Source organism: Chitinophaga qingshengii (assembly GCF_014529935.1).
Lineage (GTDB): Bacteria > Bacteroidota > Bacteroidia > Chitinophagales > Chitinophagaceae > Chitinophaga > Chitinophaga qingshengii.
In genome coordinates this window covers 424,034-440,741 of the sequence record NZ_JACVFC010000002.1, presented here as the reverse complement: position 1 = coordinate 440,741, position 16,708 = coordinate 424,034, and the positions used below count along the sequence as shown (strand labels likewise).

General features: G+C 49.2%; 16 protein-coding genes. 6 read left to right on the top strand and 10 right to left on the bottom strand.

Annotated elements, in window-relative coordinates; translation table 11 throughout:
• Positions 1-31 precede the first annotated feature (31 nt).
• The 4 genes from ICL07_RS17065 to ICL07_RS17050 form a co-directional block, all read right to left on the bottom strand.
• Complete coding sequence (locus ICL07_RS17065; protein ID WP_188089234.1) at positions 32-658, bottom strand: GLPGLI family protein; 627 nt, start codon at positions 656-658, stop codon at positions 32-34.
• Positions 659-660: 2 nt separating this feature from the next.
• On the bottom strand, positions 661-3,450 hold the full coding sequence (locus ICL07_RS17060; RefSeq protein WP_188089233.1) for a TonB-dependent receptor: 2,790 nt from the start codon (positions 3,448-3,450) through the stop codon (positions 661-663).
• A gap of 75 nt (positions 3,451-3,525) precedes the next feature.
• On the bottom strand, positions 3,526-4,221 hold the full coding sequence (locus ICL07_RS17055; protein WP_188089232.1) for a response regulator transcription factor: 696 nt from the start codon (positions 4,219-4,221) through the stop codon (positions 3,526-3,528).
• Positions 4,218-5,636 (bottom strand): sensor histidine kinase, encoded by a 1,419-nt coding sequence (locus ICL07_RS17050; RefSeq protein ID WP_188089231.1) that lies wholly within the window; start codon positions 5,634-5,636, stop codon positions 4,218-4,220. Before ICL07_RS17050 ends, ICL07_RS17055 begins: the two co-directional genes overlap by 4 nt.
• A gap of 192 nt (positions 5,637-5,828) precedes the next feature.
• Here ICL07_RS17050 and ICL07_RS17045 point away from each other — a divergent pair, with 192 nt between their 5' ends.
• Positions 5,829-6,758, top strand: coding sequence for a hypothetical protein (locus tag ICL07_RS17045; protein WP_188089230.1), 930 nt, complete (start codon positions 5,829-5,831; stop codon positions 6,756-6,758).
• 92 nt (positions 6,759-6,850) lie between these two features.
• Here the strand turns inward: ICL07_RS17045 and ICL07_RS17040 are convergent, their stop codons facing one another.
• A complete protein-coding gene (locus ICL07_RS17040) occupies positions 6,851-7,999 on the bottom strand; it encodes a serine hydrolase domain-containing protein (RefSeq protein WP_188089229.1) in 1,149 nt (382 codons plus the stop codon).
• Between the two features lie 246 nt (positions 8,000-8,245).
• Here ICL07_RS17040 and ICL07_RS17035 point away from each other — a divergent pair, with 246 nt between their 5' ends.
• Positions 8,246-9,202: a histidine kinase gene (locus ICL07_RS17035; protein WP_188089228.1), complete on the top strand. Its 957-nt coding sequence runs from the start codon at positions 8,246-8,248 to the stop codon at positions 9,200-9,202.
• On the top strand, positions 9,199-9,924 hold the full coding sequence (locus tag ICL07_RS17030; protein WP_188089227.1) for a LytR/AlgR family response regulator transcription factor: 726 nt from the start codon (positions 9,199-9,201) through the stop codon (positions 9,922-9,924). Before ICL07_RS17035 ends, ICL07_RS17030 begins: the two co-directional genes overlap by 4 nt.
• Here ICL07_RS17030 and ICL07_RS17025 read toward each other — a convergent pair.
• The 3 genes from ICL07_RS17025 to ICL07_RS17015 form a co-directional block, all read right to left on the bottom strand.
• A complete protein-coding gene (locus tag ICL07_RS17025) occupies positions 9,906-11,138 on the bottom strand; it encodes an RNA polymerase sigma factor (RefSeq protein WP_188089226.1) in 1,233 nt (410 codons plus the stop codon). The two genes, ICL07_RS17030 and ICL07_RS17025, sit on opposite strands and share 19 nt — an antisense overlap.
• A gap of 44 nt (positions 11,139-11,182) precedes the next feature.
• The gene (locus ICL07_RS17020; RefSeq protein ID WP_188089225.1) at positions 11,183-11,539 is read right to left on the bottom strand and encodes a YciI family protein; all 357 of its coding nucleotides are present in this window, start codon (positions 11,537-11,539) and stop codon (positions 11,183-11,185) included.
• A 99-nt stretch (positions 11,540-11,638) separates the two neighbouring features.
• Entirely contained in the window at positions 11,639-12,976 is a 1,338-nt protein-coding gene (locus tag ICL07_RS17015; RefSeq protein ID WP_188089224.1) for a TIGR00341 family protein, read from the bottom strand.
• A 157-nt stretch (positions 12,977-13,133) separates the two neighbouring features.
• On the opposite strand from ICL07_RS17015, the gene ICL07_RS17010 reads away from it, so the two are divergent.
• Both ICL07_RS17010 and ICL07_RS17005 read left to right on the top strand, forming a co-directional pair.
• Positions 13,134-13,277: a hypothetical protein gene (locus tag ICL07_RS17010; protein WP_188089223.1), complete on the top strand. Its 144-nt coding sequence runs from the start codon at positions 13,134-13,136 to the stop codon at positions 13,275-13,277.
• A 135-nt stretch (positions 13,278-13,412) separates the two neighbouring features.
• On the top strand, positions 13,413-14,330 hold the full coding sequence (locus tag ICL07_RS17005; RefSeq protein WP_188089222.1) for a sugar phosphate isomerase/epimerase family protein: 918 nt from the start codon (positions 13,413-13,415) through the stop codon (positions 14,328-14,330).
• 80 nt (positions 14,331-14,410) lie between these two features.
• Here ICL07_RS17005 and ICL07_RS17000 read toward each other — a convergent pair whose 3' ends face one another.
• Complete coding sequence (locus tag ICL07_RS17000) at positions 14,411-14,836, bottom strand: VOC family protein (RefSeq protein ID WP_188089221.1); 426 nt, start codon at positions 14,834-14,836, stop codon at positions 14,411-14,413.
• Positions 14,837-14,947: 111 nt separating this feature from the next.
• Entirely contained in the window at positions 14,948-15,517 is a 570-nt protein-coding gene (locus tag ICL07_RS16995; RefSeq protein WP_188089220.1) for an RNA polymerase sigma factor, read from the bottom strand.
• Positions 15,518-15,711: 194 nt separating this feature from the next.
• Between ICL07_RS16995 and ICL07_RS16990 the strand changes: the two genes are divergently transcribed.
• Positions 15,712-16,701, top strand: a complete 990-nt coding sequence (locus ICL07_RS16990; protein ID WP_188089219.1) for a FecR family protein — start codon at positions 15,712-15,714, stop codon at positions 16,699-16,701.
• The last annotated feature ends 7 nt before the right edge of the window (positions 16,702-16,708 follow it).

The following is a 16,708-nucleotide window of genomic DNA, read 5'->3' as shown; positions in this document are numbered from 1 at the left end:
GGAATGCTGCCCTTCTTGTTTTAAAAATTGCTTATAAAGAGGGGATGATGACTTCTTCGTCCTTTATTGGTTCATAATTGATAGCAGTAGCGATGGCTTTGAATTTTTTGGAGTCTACTCCCAGCACGGCGCCATCGGATGTCCAGGTGTGCAGCGGACCGCCTCTGAACGGAAGATCCGGCGTTACCCACAGGGTGAGGGGGCCTTCCTTACTCTTGACAATAACGGCTTTGCAGGTAAAACCAAGAATATTGCGGGTGCCGGTACCTGGTTGGGCTGATGCAGGATGTTCTCTTTCTGTGAGCTTTTTTTTGCCGTTGGCTTCCGTCAGCGCCCAGGCCTTGCCACTGGCGCCATCTTCATAAAATGCCGTTTCACTATCCCCCATCTGTATGTGCACATTGGCGCCTTCTTCTGTTTTAACCTGCTCCGGTTGTTTAACGGATGTTTTGGATTTGTTGCCTTTGAAATACAGGATTTCCTGACTGCTGGCGGTTTCCGGTATCATGTCCTTGTATTGAAGCTGGTCCGGTTTAAGCGAAGCATGCAGAAACATGGTGAGGTCGTAATGTATTACACCTTGTGTTTTGTCTTGTGCCGTAGCGGAAAATCCCAGCAGGAGGAATACCGCCAGCAGGAAGTTGTTTGTGCGAAGCATAATCATTTGTTTTTTGATTTGGGAAAATGTCTGAATTTATAGATGGCGCTGAGCAGGAAATATTGTCCCAGTGCGGTGTTTTTGCGATCCTCGATATAGCCGTTACCGGTAATGCGGTTGATACCGGCGTTATTATCCAGCAGGTCTTTGGCAGCCAGCTGCAACGAAAAATGTTTACCTATTTCTTTATTAATAGAAGTATTTAACAATAGGATGGTGTTATTGTATCCGGAGGCGAGGCCCAATGCGGTAAAGCCTTCCAGGCTGGCTTCCAGCGTCATGTTCCAGGGTAGGATAACGATACTCTCCAGGCTGTAGCGGAGCAACCAGTTTTTTTCCGGCAGTCCGTTACGAATAGCGAAACGGCGGTTGTTCCAGGTAGCGTTACCGGTAGCATTGAGGCTGATGCGGTTCGCCGGATAATAGTTGACCTGCACATCGGGAGATAACATCAATACAGTATTGCTGTTTTTTTCTCCGTTGTTAAACAACGTATTACGGGCATAGGTAGCGTTGAAGCCCAGCGACAGCGAAGAGTTACGGGGCCCGATGGTAAGGCTTTTGCCAGCCGCAAACGAAGCCTGGTAGTTACCGCGTACATTCACGGGGATAATCAGTTGCTGCCCGGTATTTTTATCGATACTGGTACTATCGGCTACCTGGCTGCTGTACCAGTCGAAGCCCGCAGTAGCATAGATGGCATTGCCGGAACCCGGCGATACTTCATTAAACGACAGCGACCAGCGGTGACTTTTTTCCTGGTCCAATGCAGCGTTACCACGACGCACATACAGCGGATCGGTATTGTCTGTCAGTGGCTGAAGGTTGCTGACAGCCGGTATAGTGGCCACGGTGTTGTAACGGAAGGTTAGTTTCTGCCTGCCGCCGGTTTTCCATTCGGCGTAGGCTTCCGGTAGCCAGGCCTGGAATTGGCGGTCGATGTGATAGCCTTTCAGATCGGAGCCGCCGTTAAGGGTACTGCGTTGCCAGCCGGCGCCAACGGTATAACGGAAACGGTTATAGTTACCTGCCAGTAAGGCTTTGGTGGTTTGTTGCCATCTGCGGGTGTTGTAATGGTCACTGTATAACAGGTCTGGTTCATCATAGGCGCCGCCGGCACTGCGATTGTTGGTTTGTCTGTCATAGATGCCGTTGCTGTAATAAAGCTGTTGCCCCAGCTGCAAACTCAGCGGACGGGATAACGGTTCCGTATAAACGATATTACCGCTGATGCTGGAAATATTGGCTTTACTGATTTGTTGTTGATCTACATGGGTTGTTTTTTCTCCTGTAGGGAGATGAAAAAAAGTGCTGTTGAACCGGTTGAGGTATACCGTATTGTTTTCGTAATATTCCGGTTTGGCCGTCAACATCAGGGTGCGGCCGGCTTTGGCCAGGCGGTGGCGTAGTTGAACTTCCATACTACCGAGGCGGTTATCACCGGAGGTATGGGTGTTTTGATCGCCCTGGTTGAGCAGCGTAAGGCCGTCTGCTGAATAGGAGTGGAACAGGCGGTCTCCACTGTTGTTGAAATGATTGAGGTCTGCATGTGGTATCAGTTTCAGCGTAGTACGGGCATTGAGCGGTGTTTCCGCGCTGAGATCTATCCGCTGGTTCATGCTGTAGTTGGCGGAATTACCGTTTTGCAGATAATTATAGGCAGTATCTGTGAGCCGGTATTGACGGGCGTAGTCGTAGTTATCGCGGGTGTTGGTTTCGTTGAAGAAATAACTGCTGCGTAGTTTGAAACCATTGTTCCAGTCATTGTTGAAGTTAACACCACCAAAGCGGGTGTCTGTAAGGCCGATAGGACGGGCTATTTCAGCGAGGGTTTCCGGGGTGCCGGATATTTTTACCCCTTTCATACGCATCAGTTCAGACAATGCTGCGGGTGGCAGGTTGTCGAACATATCCGGATTGGAAGCCGCCATTTTAAGCAGTTCGGACGCACTGAATCCGGATTTGTTGACGTTATTTCCTTTGAGCAGCAACGATAGTTGCATATCGTTGAGAAAACTGTTGGCATTGATGCCGCCCTCGTAGCGGTCCATGGTACCGGCGCCGGCGCTGACATTACCAAAGTAGCCGCGTTTCCGGTTTTTTTTGGTCACCAGGTTGATGGTCTTTGCCTGTTTCCCATCGGGTACGCCGGTGAATTCGGCCATATCGCTTTGTTTATCGAGGATCTGTACTTTATCAATCATATCTGCCGGCAGGTTACGGGTGGCTATGGAGGGATCGCTGCCGAAAAATTCCTTACCGTCCACGAGTATACGTTGTACGGTTTCTCCCTGTGCTTTGATACTGCCGTCGCGCGCTACCTGTACCCCCGGCAGTTTGCTGAGCAATTCTTCCACAACGGCGTTGTCCTTGGTTTTGAATTTTCCGGCGTTGTATTCAATGGTGTCGCCTTTCATTTGTATGGGCGGTGTGTTGTCTTTGATGGTGACTGCCTGTAGCTGTCTGCTGCTGGCTATGAGCCCAATGGAGGCGGGCAATGCCGGAAAGCGGCCGGCGGGGATACTGAAGGATAGCGTGGTGTCGGCGTAGCCGAGGCTATGCAGGTATAGATGGTAATGACCATTCGGTAAAGAGAAGGACACTTTTCCCTGTGTATCGGTCATGGCCGTACGAATAACGGCGGTGTCCTGTACAGCCGTGACTTTAACCGCTACGCCGCTCAGGGCTTTACCGGTGGCGGCATCGCCGATCTGCATTTGTTGTGCGATAGAAGAGAGCGCGTAAACAGATAATATACCCGCGAGGTATATTTTTCGCATCATTGTTTTCATGCGGTAAAATTACCGGGTGCACTGTGGGGAATAGGTTAACGAGTCTGTATATACTCTTAATGAATGTTAAAAAAATCAGATCAGTAATTTAAAGCCCCGGCCGCGTACGTTCACGATCTGGACGCTGGGATCATGACGCAGGTATTTGCGTATGCGGGTAATATATACGTCCATGTTACGGGCATTGAAAAAACTATCATCGCCCCAGATGCTGAGCAGCATTTCCTTGCGGGAGGTGATGTTATTGGCGTTGTCGGCCAGCATCTTCAGCAGGTCGGCTTCCCGTTGGGAAAGGCGTTGGGGCTCGCCGCCAAAATGCAGCTCCTGCCGCGGATAGTCGAACAGGTAACCGCCCAATCTTATCTGCCCCTGGGAGATCGGTGTGGCTGCGGGGGGGAGGGTGCGTTTCAGCAGGGCATGTATCCGGAGCATCAGTTCTTCCATGCTGAAAGGCTTTTTGATATAGTCGTCAGCCCCGGCATGAAAACCTTTGAGCACGTCCTGTACCTCACTTTTAGCCGTTAGAAAGATCAGCGGGGTATGGGGATCTGTAGCACGGATCTCCTGCACGAGCGTGAGCCCGTCTTTACGGGGCATCATAATATCAATCACACATACATCGGGCCGGTGCTGGCGGTAAAGCTGCCAGCCTTCCTGTCCATCGGCGGCGTAGATGACTTCAAAACCTTTCATCTCCAGGGTTTCTTTCACTACGCCGGCCAGTATGGCCTCGTCTTCTACCAGTAATAAACGTATCTGTTGTGGTATCATTTTGCCAGTTCTATGGTGAAGGTACTGCCTTGTCCGGATTGGCTCTCTACCCTGATAGTGCCGCCCATTCTGGTCAGCAGGCTTTTTACATGGCTGAGTCCCAGCCCGTAACCTTTAACCGTATGCAGGTTACCCTGGGAAACCCGGTAAAATTTATCAAAGATATAAGGCTGATGCGCTTTATTGATCCCGATGCCCTGGTCTTCGATGATGAAGCGGTAGTAATGCGGTGTTTCCGTTACTGTAAGCGTGACAGGTTTAATGTCTGCCGGCGTGTATTTGATCGCGTTATCCAGCAGGTTGGACAGGATAGTGCTTAACGCCGCGGGCTGTGTACGTATATCCTCCTGCGTTACATGCAGCTGCGTGTGTATGGTAACGCCGGGGAGCCCTGAAAAACGGGCCACGACTGATTTTACCAGCGTTGGAAGGTCCACGGTTTCTTCAGTGGCAGGCGGATCTTCTTCATGTTCCAGCCGGGTGAGGGCCATGATATTGTCTACCAGTCCCTGTAGTTTATGGAGCTCATCCTGCTCCAGCCGCAGGTACCGTGCTGTTTTTTCGGGGTCTTTGCTGCCGCCGAAAGTGAGTAACGCTTCATTGGTAGCCGTAAGAATAGCTACCGGCGTTTTCAGTTCATGGGTAATATTACTGATGAAATCGTTTTTCATGGTCTCCAGCTTTTTCTGCCGGATGATAATGCGCCACAACACCCATATACAACCGCTGATGAGTAACACCATACAGAAAGATAATACCAGTGGCCATAATATTTGGGCAAGCAGGAAACTGCTGCCGCCTTCGAACCTGGCAATGATGGTGCGGGGCGTTTGTATGGAAGTGGAACGGATAGCCACTATGTGTTCATTGGAAGTGATGATGGTGTCTTTCTTAATAATAGCTATCCTGAAAGGCAGGGAAATATGACGGTTGTCCAGCTCCTCCTGGTAATATTTGCGCAGCAGGGCGGTATCTGCCTCCACCATGTTGCTGAAAGCAAAGATGCCGGCCAGGAACCGGTTCATATCTATAGAAGCATCCTGCAAACGGAAGTTTTGCTGAAACACCGTATTAGCCTCGCTGCTATCCCGGGAGATGACTTTCACCAGCCCGTTGCCCTCCGCCGAATCTGAAGATAAGAGAGAATCGGGGATACTGATGCCCGCGCTGAGCTGGAGGGCACGTTTGTGGCGGATAGCCTGGCTGGTGTCTGTATGTTGTCCGGGATTATCCAGTTGTTTGACCGAGCTGATCACGGAACGGTCATAGGCTTTCTGTAAACCGTCAGACGCCACCTGTACGAAGCTGGCCTGCTGTCCCAGCCAGGCTGTCCGCAGCCAGTACAACTGAAAGGCCAGTACCGCCAGCGCAGTGGGAATAGTGATCCACCAGATCCGTTTAACAATGAAGTCCATCTTACAAAGATAACCGAAGGTACTATGCCGGCAAGCCCGGATTAACACTCATTAACACTTTTGCAAGGGTGGTTAACAAATGAGAAATGCGGTCTGTGCGTCCGTAGCATGGCGCAAATGTAGTGAAAAGCGGCTAAGGCGTAAAAATTGCGGTATATTTGAAGATGAATGATATTTAACCAAAAGGAACGAATGAGAAACTTATCCATTGTATGTATACTGATGTTGATGCTACCCCTGCAGAGCTGCGGTCAGGGAACCAATAGTATCAAAGAAAAATACCTCAACAGTTATCAGCTGATCAAAAAGTATGACTATCAGCCCCGTTTTTACCTGGACCTTAACAGCTATAACTGTAGCTATGAAGTGCTGATAAATGATATGCCGGCATTTTCGTTTTATAGCTCGGGAAACATAGGGGGAGCCACTTATCCGGTATCTTCCTTTATTCTCAAAAGCGGAAAACAAACTATTACCATCCGGGTATTTCCGGAGGTAGATGACGACGATAAAATGGCTTCCTTCTTACGGGCAAAGAACTCCGGACTGGAAGTGAAGGTAGTGGCTGGCGATAATGATAAAGAAAAACCGGAGGAATATAAACTGCTGTTCCGCTATAAAACGCCGGTGGTGCAACAGGATAGTGTACCCTATCTGGAGTTTACAGGCGTGTTTGATGCCACCACACCCAACCAGCTTAAAGGCTGGAGCGAAAGCCAGGATCTGAAAAAAGAAGACAAAACACAGCTTAAAAAAGAAGTGCTGGCATTCTATACCCGGTACCGGGAATTGCTGGCAGCCGGTAAAATGGAGGAAATAGCAGGACTGGTATACAACCGCGAAGTAGAGGTACAGCAAGCGATGTTCTTCGATAAACCCGCCGATGCCACTGATCTCTGGAACCGGTTTGCGGAAATAAAAAATTATCACCTCGATATGCTGCCGCTGGAACATTATGAACTACGGTTTTTTGGAAACGGAAAAGTGGTGGGGCTTATCCGGACAGATGATGAACTCAGGGGCGAATCGGCGATGACGGGTGTTGCCAATGATAAGTATCGCATTTATAGCCTGTTGCTGCACAAACCCGCTGGTAGTCGTCAATTGCAGGTTATACGATAATCATTAAAAGGAGGGTGCATCAGACTTTGATACACCCTCCTTTTATTTGGGCGCCTGATGGAGAAAGATTTCGTTTAAGTAATGTTCAGGTGCTATAGCTCAAACATCATCTCCAGTAACTTGTACCATTCGTCATCGTTACCATCCTTAAAATCTCCATTCACCATCATAACAACCGCCCGCCTGGTGGCGTAGTTAACATATAACATGGCGTGGCTGCCCGGGACATCGCCACCATGGCCAAAAATATCCTGGTTGCCTGCTTTCCTGTGTTGCCAGTATAGTCCGTAAACAGCTTGTGCTTCGGGGAATTGTACTTTACCCATGGCATCCAGTGTACTGGCAGAGATAATCTGTTTGCCATCTTTGGCCCCGCGGTTAACCAGCATGCTGGCAAAAGCAGAGAGATCTGTCAGGTTTGCGTTTAGTCCGCCGGTACAATAGTCAACCATGCTGAAATCGGCGATGGGCAGCGGGAGTGAGTGGTATGGCATGGCGAAAGGTTGTGTGGCATAATCGCGCATGTGCCATACCAGCGTAGTGGTGCCCAATGGCGCCATGAATTGACGGGTCGTCCAGGTGTCAAAACTTTCCTTCGTCGTAAGTTCTACAATATAGCCTGCCAGTGCGGAAGCCAGATTGGAATAATGAAATTCGGGTTTGGCGCGGTCGTCAACGAAAGATTCGCTGCTATAGAATTTTCCGGAAGGATCGAGCATTTCGCGCACATATTCTGAAAGCGGCATTGGATGGTCTTTCCCAAATACAAAAAAATTTGTGAACAATAAATTGCCGTAAACCGCGTCCACAATACCGGAAGTGTGTGACATCAATAACCGTAGCGTAATTTTTTTGCCCGGGTTTTTAGGGTTCTGCACCTTAAATGGCAGATAGGTGTTGATGTCAGTATCGAGGTTTAATTTACCTTCTTCTACCAGGCGCATAATACTCAGGCCAATAAATGGTTTGGCCAGGGACCCCAGCTTAAATACGGTTTTGGGGGTTACCGGTTCTTTGGTACTGGTATTAGCCACGCCGGCTGTCTTTGACCACACCACACCATCCGGTCCCACCAGTGCGACGGCGATGCCCGGAACTTTCATTTGATCCGTAAGAACAACGATCTGTTTTTCTACTTTTTCAGTTTTGAGGGGCACGGGAGGGGTGGTGTCTTCTTTGTCTTTCTTTTTGCAGGCACAAACGGCCAGCAGGAGTCCTAGTCCTAAGCAGTAGTTTCTCATGTGATTTTTTTACAAATGAAGGGAGGATGCCGTTATGGGGTGACCGCTATTATAGGAAGCGGCTTATGAAGACGGTCAACCATCCTCCGGGGGCAACAATGTCGGGATAGGGGTAGGAGCAGGTGGGCCGCGTATTATGGTAGATCAAATCAGCCGGTTGGTGTGGCGAACTATTCATTTCGTTTACCGGGCGGCTTTCGGAAAATGATGGAAATGAAAGCGAGCCGGCGGAAAATAATTAAAACTGTGTTGCAACATTTGACACCTGCCGTGGTGTTATACTTCATTGTTGGCATGAACGACTATCAGGTGCAGTGGCAACCTCTTCTGAAAATATTGGGGACCCTTTTTATCCTCACGGCACCTTATGTGAACCAGTATGTGCTGGTACCACGGTTTTTGTTGCGCTTCCGGTATTATGCCTATGCTGCGTTGGTATTGCTGCTGATTACCCTGTTGTTTGGTGTGACGGTCTGGTCAGAACCTTTGCTGGTACCGATGTTGAAAACGGGAAAAGCTTTTGCACCTTATCAGGTAAAGGACATGGTAGTATTTTTTGTGATGATGTTGTCACTGGTGGCTGCTTCCTCAGCAATACCGCTATTCTGGCAATGGGTGCAGGCCAGCTATCACCGCACCGCCAGCTTGCAGACAGAACTGGAGAACCTGAAAAAGCAGTTGTCGCCGCATTTCCTGTTTAACACGCTCAATAACCTGGATACGTTGATTTATACCGACCAGCAACGGGCATCAGCGGTGGTGCATTCCCTTTCCCGGTTATTGCGGTACCAGCTGTACCTGTCGGGCAATGGTAAGATATGCCTGCGTCAGGAGCTGGATTTTATGGAAGACTTTCTGTATCTGGAACAGCTGCGCCATGATATACTGGAAGTGCGTGTTACGGCAGATGACAGTGTAAAGGATGTATTGCTGCACCCTTTTCTGCTGATGCCTTTTGTGGAGAACGCAGTTAAACACAACAATTATAACGGTAACGCCTACATTCATGTACATGTTTCCGTTGCACCCGGCAGCCTGCATTTCACCTGTGTTAATGCCGTCTCACATGAACCGGTGGCTGATGGCGGGGCAGGCCTGAAAAATGTACGTCGCCGGTTGTCGTTGTTATATCCTGGTCAGCATACGCTGCGTACGGAAAATAACGGCGAGGTATATACGGTAACCTTAACCTTCAATATATGAACTGTATTGTAATTGACGATGAGCCGCTGGCACGGGAGAAAATCCGGTTGCTGGCAGCGCAGGACGTGTCACTGCAACTGCTGGGCTGCTTCTCCGGAACGGACAAAGCAGCAGATTTTATAGACCTGAACCCGGTAGACCTGATATTTCTGGATGTGGAAATGCCTGGAGGCTCCGGACTGGACTTTGCGCGAAGGCTGCCACAGGACACCCTGGTAATTTTTACTTCCGCTTATGCCGAATATGCGTTGAACAGCTACGATGTGAACGCCATCGATTACCTTGTAAAGCCCGTGCATCCTGCACGTTTTGCACAGGCAGTGCAAAAAGCTATGGACTATGCCGATCTGAAAAGACACCGGAGGCTGCAACAGCAGCAGGTAGCCACAGGGCGGCAGGATCATGTATTTGTACGGGCCGACCGGCGGTTGCACCGGGTGGTGTTCAGCGATTGCCGTTATATTGAAGGCGTGAAGGACTATTGTGTATTACATCTGTCCGATCGTAAACTGATGGTGGGCATCAATCTGAAAGCATTGCTGGAACAATTGCCACAAGATATTTTTGTGCGGATCAGTAAGTCGGTGGTGGTTAATTTCCGGCATGTGACCAGTCTGAATACGCAGGAAGTGCAAATAGGCGCCGAAGAACTGACGATTGGCAATGCTTACCGGGAGTATCTGTTTTCTTTTTTTGTAGAACATCATGTCATTGGCAGATGATCGATTTTTTGTTGCAGGGTTTGTTTTTCCGGTTGTGTTTTAGAAAGATGCAGGGCGGCTTGCAGGTGTTGCAATGCTTGCCGGGTGTCAATATCCCGGTATAGTTCTCCTAATAACGCATGGTAATAGGGATTGCCGGTGAGGCCCAGTTTCTCCGCTTCTGTAATCGCGATGGCGTTGCCTTTTACTTTCGATAAGGCGTAAGTCCTGTTTAATGCCGCTACCGGTGAATACTGTAGCTGCAGCAGCCGGTTGTACAGTTGCAGAATGTTGTCCCATTTTTCGGGTGTGTCTTCCTTGATGGTATGCCACCAGGCGATCGTAGCTTCCAGGTGGTAACGCGAGAGAGTATTACCCTGTGCCGCAACATGCAGGTACCAGGCGCCTTCACTGATCAGGGTACGGTTCCACAGCTTTTCGTCCTGGTCTTCATAGAGGACCAGTGCGCCGTTGGCATCTTTCCTGGCAGGCAGGCGGGATGCATGAAAACACATCAGCGCCATGAGTGCGTTCACCTGTGGCAGGTTGGTCAGGGAATTGTCCAGCAGCAGTTTGGTGAGGCGCATGGCTTCGAGGCACAGCTCTTCCCGTATAACGGCATCCTGGCTTTCGGAGTAGTAGCCTTCATTGTAAAGCAGGTATAAGGTGGTGAGCACTGCGTGTAGCCGTTGGGGTATTTCCGCCGTATCCGGCATTTCGATGATTACTTTTTCGGTGCGTAGTTTTTCCCTGGCACGGAAGAGGCGTTTGTTGATGGTTTCTTTATTCGACAAAAAAGCGTTGGCTATTTCATCGATGCCAAATCCGCAGAGGATGCGTAACGCCAGTCCTATCTGTGCTTCGCCGGCAATAGCAGGATGACAGATAGCGAACAGCATTTGTAGCTGGCTGTCGCTGATATTTTTTTCGGAGAGATCGATATCGGCCGCTACCTGGGCGGTATCGTGTTTTAATACAGGCGCAATTTTTTCACGGAAGAGATGGGCGCGGGCAAAGTAATTTTTCGCTTTGTTTTTTGCTACCACGTATAGCCATGCCACCGGATTTTCCGGGACGCCTTTATAGGGCCATGTTTCCATTGCCAGCAGGAAAGTCTCGCTGGCAATGTCTTCCGCCAGTTCGATATGATCAATACCGAAATGTTTACAGAGCACCGCTGTTATTTTGGAGAACTCTGTCCGGAATAAATGTGGTATTAATGCGGGTTGTTGCATGCCGGAAAGAAAGCCCCTGCCTGTGTAAGGCAGGAGCTGTTGTATTAACCAGGAATTTCGTCGCCGTGAACGAGCCGTCTGACTTCCACGGTATTGCCTTCGCCTGCCAGGATGGGGCAGCCTTGGGCAAAAGAAACCGCCTCATCAATAGAATCGGCTTTTACGATAATATAGCCACCCAGGGTTTCCTTGATTTCGCCGAAAGGCCCGTTGGTGACCATTTTGTCGTGATGTACAATGCGGGCGCCGTCAAAATCCAGGCCATTGCCGACTACAAATTTGTTGCGTGCCGCAATACCGCCGATCCAGTCCATGGTTTGTTTCATCCATATCTGCATCTGTTCGGGGGAGGCTATTTTTTTCCCATCTTCATGACGGAAAATCAACATAAACTCTTTCATGATGTGTCTGTTTTTGTTGTGAAGGAATATTGTTGCAGAACACCCCTTAACAAATGGAAGTTATCAAATTGGACATCTCCCGGGAATTTTTTTATTTTGTTATTGGATCACCAGGCGGACGGAGTCTACCGATAACCGCTGTTTGAGCCAGTTTTGCACTTTGATTTTTTCTACCGGTTTTATTTTCCGGGAGAAGCCAGCCATCACAACCATACAGGTATCTGTACTGCTGCTGTCCGGCCGGCGGAATACCATAGGAGAAGCCGCGTAATACTGACAGTTGGGAAACAGCGCCTTCATTTCGCCGGTCAGATCGGGAGGAGCCTGTTGTGGTGATGCCGCCTGGGTATTGGCCTGCCGGCTACTATCCTGGCGGAACACATCTTCCAGTATGCTGGCTTTGATCTGGGAGAAGTCGATCTCCTGCCGGGCATTAAGCCCCTGTCTGACTACCAGCTGTGTATGCGGCAGTTTGTATTGCCCCATACTGGCCCTGATCCGTTCAATGGTGGTGTCGGACAGCTCTGCCCCGATCAGCAGCAGGTTGATTTCCTTGTGCTGTGGGTGGTACAGAAAATTACGATTCACCACCTGGGTATTGGTAAAATTAAAAGCATCGCGCACAAAATTGCGGGCATTATTTTCAAAGATGCTTTTATCTACAATACGATAAGCCAGGTATATACTGGGAACGACAGTCAGCGTGGTAATGATGAGGATATACCTGGATACTTTCCGTTCATAGGATTTGTCTTCAAACCGGCGTTTCCGGAAATGAAGGAAACGAACGATCAGGAAGGTACTTAAACAAATAAAAATGCTGTTGATAAAATAGAGGTACAATGCGCCGGCGAAATACAGCAGGTTACCGTTGGCCAGCCCGTAGCCGGCGGTGCATAAAGGCGGCATCAGCGCGGTGGCAATGGCCACCCCGGGGATAACGTTACTCTTTTCCTGCCGGGTGGCGGCTACTATGCCTGCGAGGCCACCTACGAAAGCAATAAACACATCCCATACGGAAGGCGTGGTTCGGGCCAACAGTTCGGACTGTGCATCATGCAGGGGCGTGATCAGAAAATAAAGGGTGGAAGTGGCAATACTGATCACCGTGGCGATCAACAGGTTACGGCTGCCTTTCTTTAGCAGGTCAAAGTCGTTGATACCTACACCCAAACCGATACCCATGATAGGTCCCATCAGCGGGGAAATGAGCATAGCGCCGATGATAACGGCGGTAGAGTTGACATTGAGCCCGATGGAAGCGATAAAAATGGCAAATATCAACGTCCACAGGTTAGCGCCTTTAAATTCAGAGCTGTTAGTAATACTGCTGATGACCTCACCTTCATCGGCGGTGTCGGAATTCAGGTTGAACCGGCGCTGCAGGGTGATACTGATCCTTCTCCAGACACGGGATTCTCGAAAGCTTTTTATCATAATAAAAAAATATAACAGGCAGTTATAAGATAACAATCCTGGGGCGCCTTTCGTTCACGCGGCAAAGTCGCAGGGAAAATCCCCTTTTTACGGGATTTACAGCCTGTCGGCTTTGTACTAAATTGTTAGTATTTCTAATCATTAAAACCGGTAAATTATGAAAAAGAAACCAGCATCCAGGCTGAAACTGGCGAAAATCAAGATTGCGGCCCTCAGTCAGACCATCGCGGTAGCTGATAATAACCGCACCCTGCCGATTACGAAGTACGTAACCTGTTCAGAAACCTATTGGGTTTGTTAGTATTGTAGGTAAACTATTGTTTTTATCAGTCAGAGCGCCGGTACCTGCCGGCGCTTTTTTCGTATAAAAATTTAAACGAATTGATTATTTTGAGCAGGACATCCTTTTTATTTCCACGTCATAACGACATTGAAAATGAATATCTCCAGAAGGAATTTCCTGCGGCAAGGCAGCCTGGCACTGGCAGGTGCTACCCTTTTATCCCGGCCACTGCTGGCAGCGGGCGCTAAAAAAGAAATAACGGGCATACAGCTGTATTCTGTCCGCGAGGATATGAAAAAAGACCCTTTAGGCACCCTCAAACAGTTGTCCTCCATGGGGTATCGCCATGTAGAACATGCCAACTATGTGAACCGCAAATTTTACGGGTATGCACCTACGGAATTCAAAAAGGTGCTGGCAGACCTGAATCTGACCATGCCCAGCGGACATACTGTGCTGGGACCTGCCCATTGGGACGCCGCCCGTAAAGATTTTACGGATGTATGGAAACTGACCGTGGAAGATGCTGCCACCGTAGGGCAACGTTTTGTTGTCAGCCCCTGGCTGGATGACAGTCTCCGTAAAAACTACGATGATTTTAAGGCCTATATGGACGTTTTCAATAAATGTGGGGAACTGTGCCGGAAATCGGGCATGAAGTTCGGTTATCACAACCACGATTTTGAATTCAGTACGGAACTGAATGGTAAGAAGCTGTTTGACCTGATCCTGGAAAATACAGATCCGGCCCTGGTAGCCCAGCAGCTGGATATCGGCAATATGTATCATGCCGGAGGCGTAGCGCTGGATATTATGCGCAAGTACCCCGGCCGTTTTGAACTGATGCACGTGAAAGATGAGATCAAAGCCGCTGGTAAAGGAGAGATGGGCAGCGTGTATGAAAGTACCGTATTGGGGAAAGGTATCATCCCGGTAAAAGAGGTGCTGGATCTGGGCCGTAAATCCGGTGGTACCAAATACTTTATTGTGGAACAGGAATCGTATCAGTCGCTCACTCCGCTGGAATCAGCGAAACAGGACCTGGCGGCGATGAAAAAATGGGGATTCTGATACCCGGCTATTATCTTCCTGAAAAGATTAAAAAGGCCTGCTCCATCGCCGGAGCAGGCCTTTTTAATTTCGGTTCCCTGTTATCTGGCTTTATCATAGCTGATCATCCAGCCCACGCCAAATTTATCATTCAGCATACCAAAATAAGAACCCCAGAATGCGTTGGCCATTGGCATGGTAGCTTGTCCGCCGGCGGAAAGCCCCTGGTACAGCTTATCGGCATCTGCCTGGCTGTCTGCTGATATGGCAATGGAGAAGTTATTGCCGTTGGTGACAGTACCCATGTGTGCCGGGGTGTCGCTACCCATCAGCATGGAGCCGTTGCCGATGGGCAGGGCTACGTGCATAATCAGATTTTTTTCATTTTCAGCCGGGGCATATTCAGCTGGCATGTCCTGAAAACGCATGACAGTAGCGAATTCACCGCCAAAAACAGATTTGTAAAAGTTGAAGGCTTCTTCACACTTGCCGGAGAAGTTCAGATAAGGATTCAATGATGATGCCATGGGATTACAGTTTTTTAAGTGATACAATTCTCGAATACCAAAAATACAATGATTGTATTGATTAGTGATGGGGCAATTGAGACATTCAGGGTGGGAGAATCCGACAAAATTTTATTTGTATAGCGAAATCAGCAATATGAGCAGGATACCTTCCCTTAAGCGTTTCAGGGCCTTACGCATATGTTGTTCCACCGTGTTGACGGAAATGCCCAGGGTATGCGCTATTTCGTGGTTGGACATATGTTGGTCGCGGCTCAGCAGGAATACCGTCCGGCACTGATCGGGCAGTGCCTGTACTTTTTGTTGCAAGGCTTTGAGCAGATCGGTCCGGTAAAGTTGCTGGGTGGTATCTTCCACGGTGGCGGGTTGTTGCCGGGCTGCCTGTGTGGTATGTTGCTCCCGTACCAGTACCTTACGGAAATGATCGTAGGTTTTATGCCGCAATATTACCTGCAGATAAGCCGCTACGTTGTCCAGCTGGTATTCCTTTTTATAGTAGAAAGCCAGCAGGCTTTCCTGTGCCAGTTCTTCCGCCAGGTAGCGGTCTTTCGTTTTCTGATAGGCTGTTGTTACCAGCAGAGGGAAATACCGGCGGTACAGGCAGGCAAAAGCCGTTTCATCACCGCTCTTCCAGAGCGATAATAATGATTGGTCGTCCCTATGTGTTCCGGTATAATTCAAATCAAAGCATCAACGTGTGGCAGGGATAAAGATATAATCTTTTGTAAAAAATCCACCTATCGAAAAAAAATATCCGGTGGGAGTAACGGTCAGGCTGTCGACGTACGTCATCTATCTGTAAAGGATATTTATTAGCATAAAAAATATTTATTTCCGGTGTAACGGTAACGTGCCGGAGGCGCGTCAAACAGTATATGGAACAGGAAAAGCTTCATCAATTACTGGAAAAATATCATACCGGCCAGTGCAGCGATGCTGAACTGGAGGCTTTGCAGCAATGGTATGATCGGCTGGGCGGCGCCTCTGAATCGCCTTCCTGGGATGTAAATGATGAGGAGTACTTGCGGGAGCACTATACCGCATTTCAGCAACGCGCCGTTCTGAAACCTGTCACCCGCCAGGGCCGGATCTGGAAACGGGTAGCTGCCGCAGCGGCTATCATCGTGGTATCCGCCCTGGCAGCCCGGCACTTTTATCCATTGCCTGTAGCCAATACCACTCCGCCGGCAGCTGCCGTTATTACTGCACGGGTTGCTCCCGCACCGGCTTCGGACCAGGCGGTTAATTACGACCGTCACCTCGTGCTGCCCGATAGCTCGGTGGTGCTGTTACGTGCCGGCAGTACGCTGTCGTTGTCATCCTCTTTTAAGGAGGCGGACCGCCTCGTTACCTTACAGGGCGAGGCTTATTTTGAAGTCAGGCACAATGCCCGCCATCCTTTTGTAGTACGGTCTGCCGACGTGTACACGTATGTGTTGGGCACCGCTTTCAACATTAACACACGTAGTAAACGACAGGTCACCATTACAGTCACCAGCGGAAAAGTAAGGGTAGAGCGGGAAAACAAAATCATGGCGGTACTGACTAAAAACCAGGAACTCGTTTGCCGCGAACATCAGCCACCGGTACCGGCTACCCTGGAGAATGTCACGCCCCAGGTAGCATGGATGGCGAAAGACCTGCTATTTAATGAAACAAGCCTGGAAATGATATGCCAACGGCTGTCCGCCCGCTACCAGGTACATTTCACCTTCGACGCGCAGGTCAGCAAAGAGAAACGGGTTACCATTACCGATGCCTTTTATGGGACCGAATCACTGAACGATATTTTAGACATCGTTTGTACTACCCTTGGATATGCCTATTCTGTTGCAGGTAATACTGTAACCATCACAACGCTATAATCATCCG

Bases quoted from the DNA above. Each gene is read 5' to 3' on its own strand.
- ICL07_RS17015 (WP_188089224.1), bottom strand. From the start codon at position 12,976: ATGATAAAAAGCTTTCGAGAATCCCGTGTCTGGAGAAGGATCAGTATC.
- ICL07_RS17030 (WP_188089227.1), top strand. From the start codon at position 9,199: ATGAACTGTATTGTAATTGACGATGAGCCGCTGGCACGGGAGAAAATC.
- ICL07_RS17000 (WP_188089221.1), bottom strand. From the start codon at position 14,836: ATGGCATCATCATTGAATCCTTATCTGAACTTCTCCGGCAAGTGTGAA.
- ICL07_RS17050 (WP_188089231.1), bottom strand. From the start codon at position 5,636: ATGGACTTCATTGTTAAACGGATCTGGTGGATCACTATTCCCACTGCG.
- ICL07_RS17020 (WP_188089225.1), bottom strand. From the start codon at position 11,539: ATGAAAGAGTTTATGTTGATTTTCCGTCATGAAGATGGGAAAAAAATA.
- ICL07_RS17065 (WP_188089234.1), bottom strand. From the start codon at position 658: ATGCTTCGCACAAACAACTTCCTGCTGGCGGTATTCCTCCTGCTGGGA.
- ICL07_RS16990 (WP_188089219.1), top strand. From the start codon at position 15,712: ATGGAACAGGAAAAGCTTCATCAATTACTGGAAAAATATCATACCGGC.
- ICL07_RS17005 (WP_188089222.1), top strand. From the start codon at position 13,413: ATGAATATCTCCAGAAGGAATTTCCTGCGGCAAGGCAGCCTGGCACTG.
- ICL07_RS17040 (WP_188089229.1), bottom strand. From the start codon at position 7,999: ATGAGAAACTACTGCTTAGGACTAGGACTCCTGCTGGCCGTTTGTGCC.
- ICL07_RS17025 (WP_188089226.1), bottom strand. From the start codon at position 11,138: ATGCAACAACCCGCATTAATACCACATTTATTCCGGACAGAGTTCTCC.
- ICL07_RS17045 (WP_188089230.1), top strand. From the start codon at position 5,829: ATGAGAAACTTATCCATTGTATGTATACTGATGTTGATGCTACCCCTG.
- ICL07_RS17060 (WP_188089233.1), bottom strand. From the start codon at position 3,450: ATGAAAACAATGATGCGAAAAATATACCTCGCGGGTATATTATCTGTT.
- ICL07_RS17010 (WP_188089223.1), top strand. From the start codon at position 13,134: ATGAAAAAGAAACCAGCATCCAGGCTGAAACTGGCGAAAATCAAGATT.
- ICL07_RS17055 (WP_188089232.1), bottom strand. From the start codon at position 4,221: ATGATACCACAACAGATACGTTTATTACTGGTAGAAGACGAGGCCATA.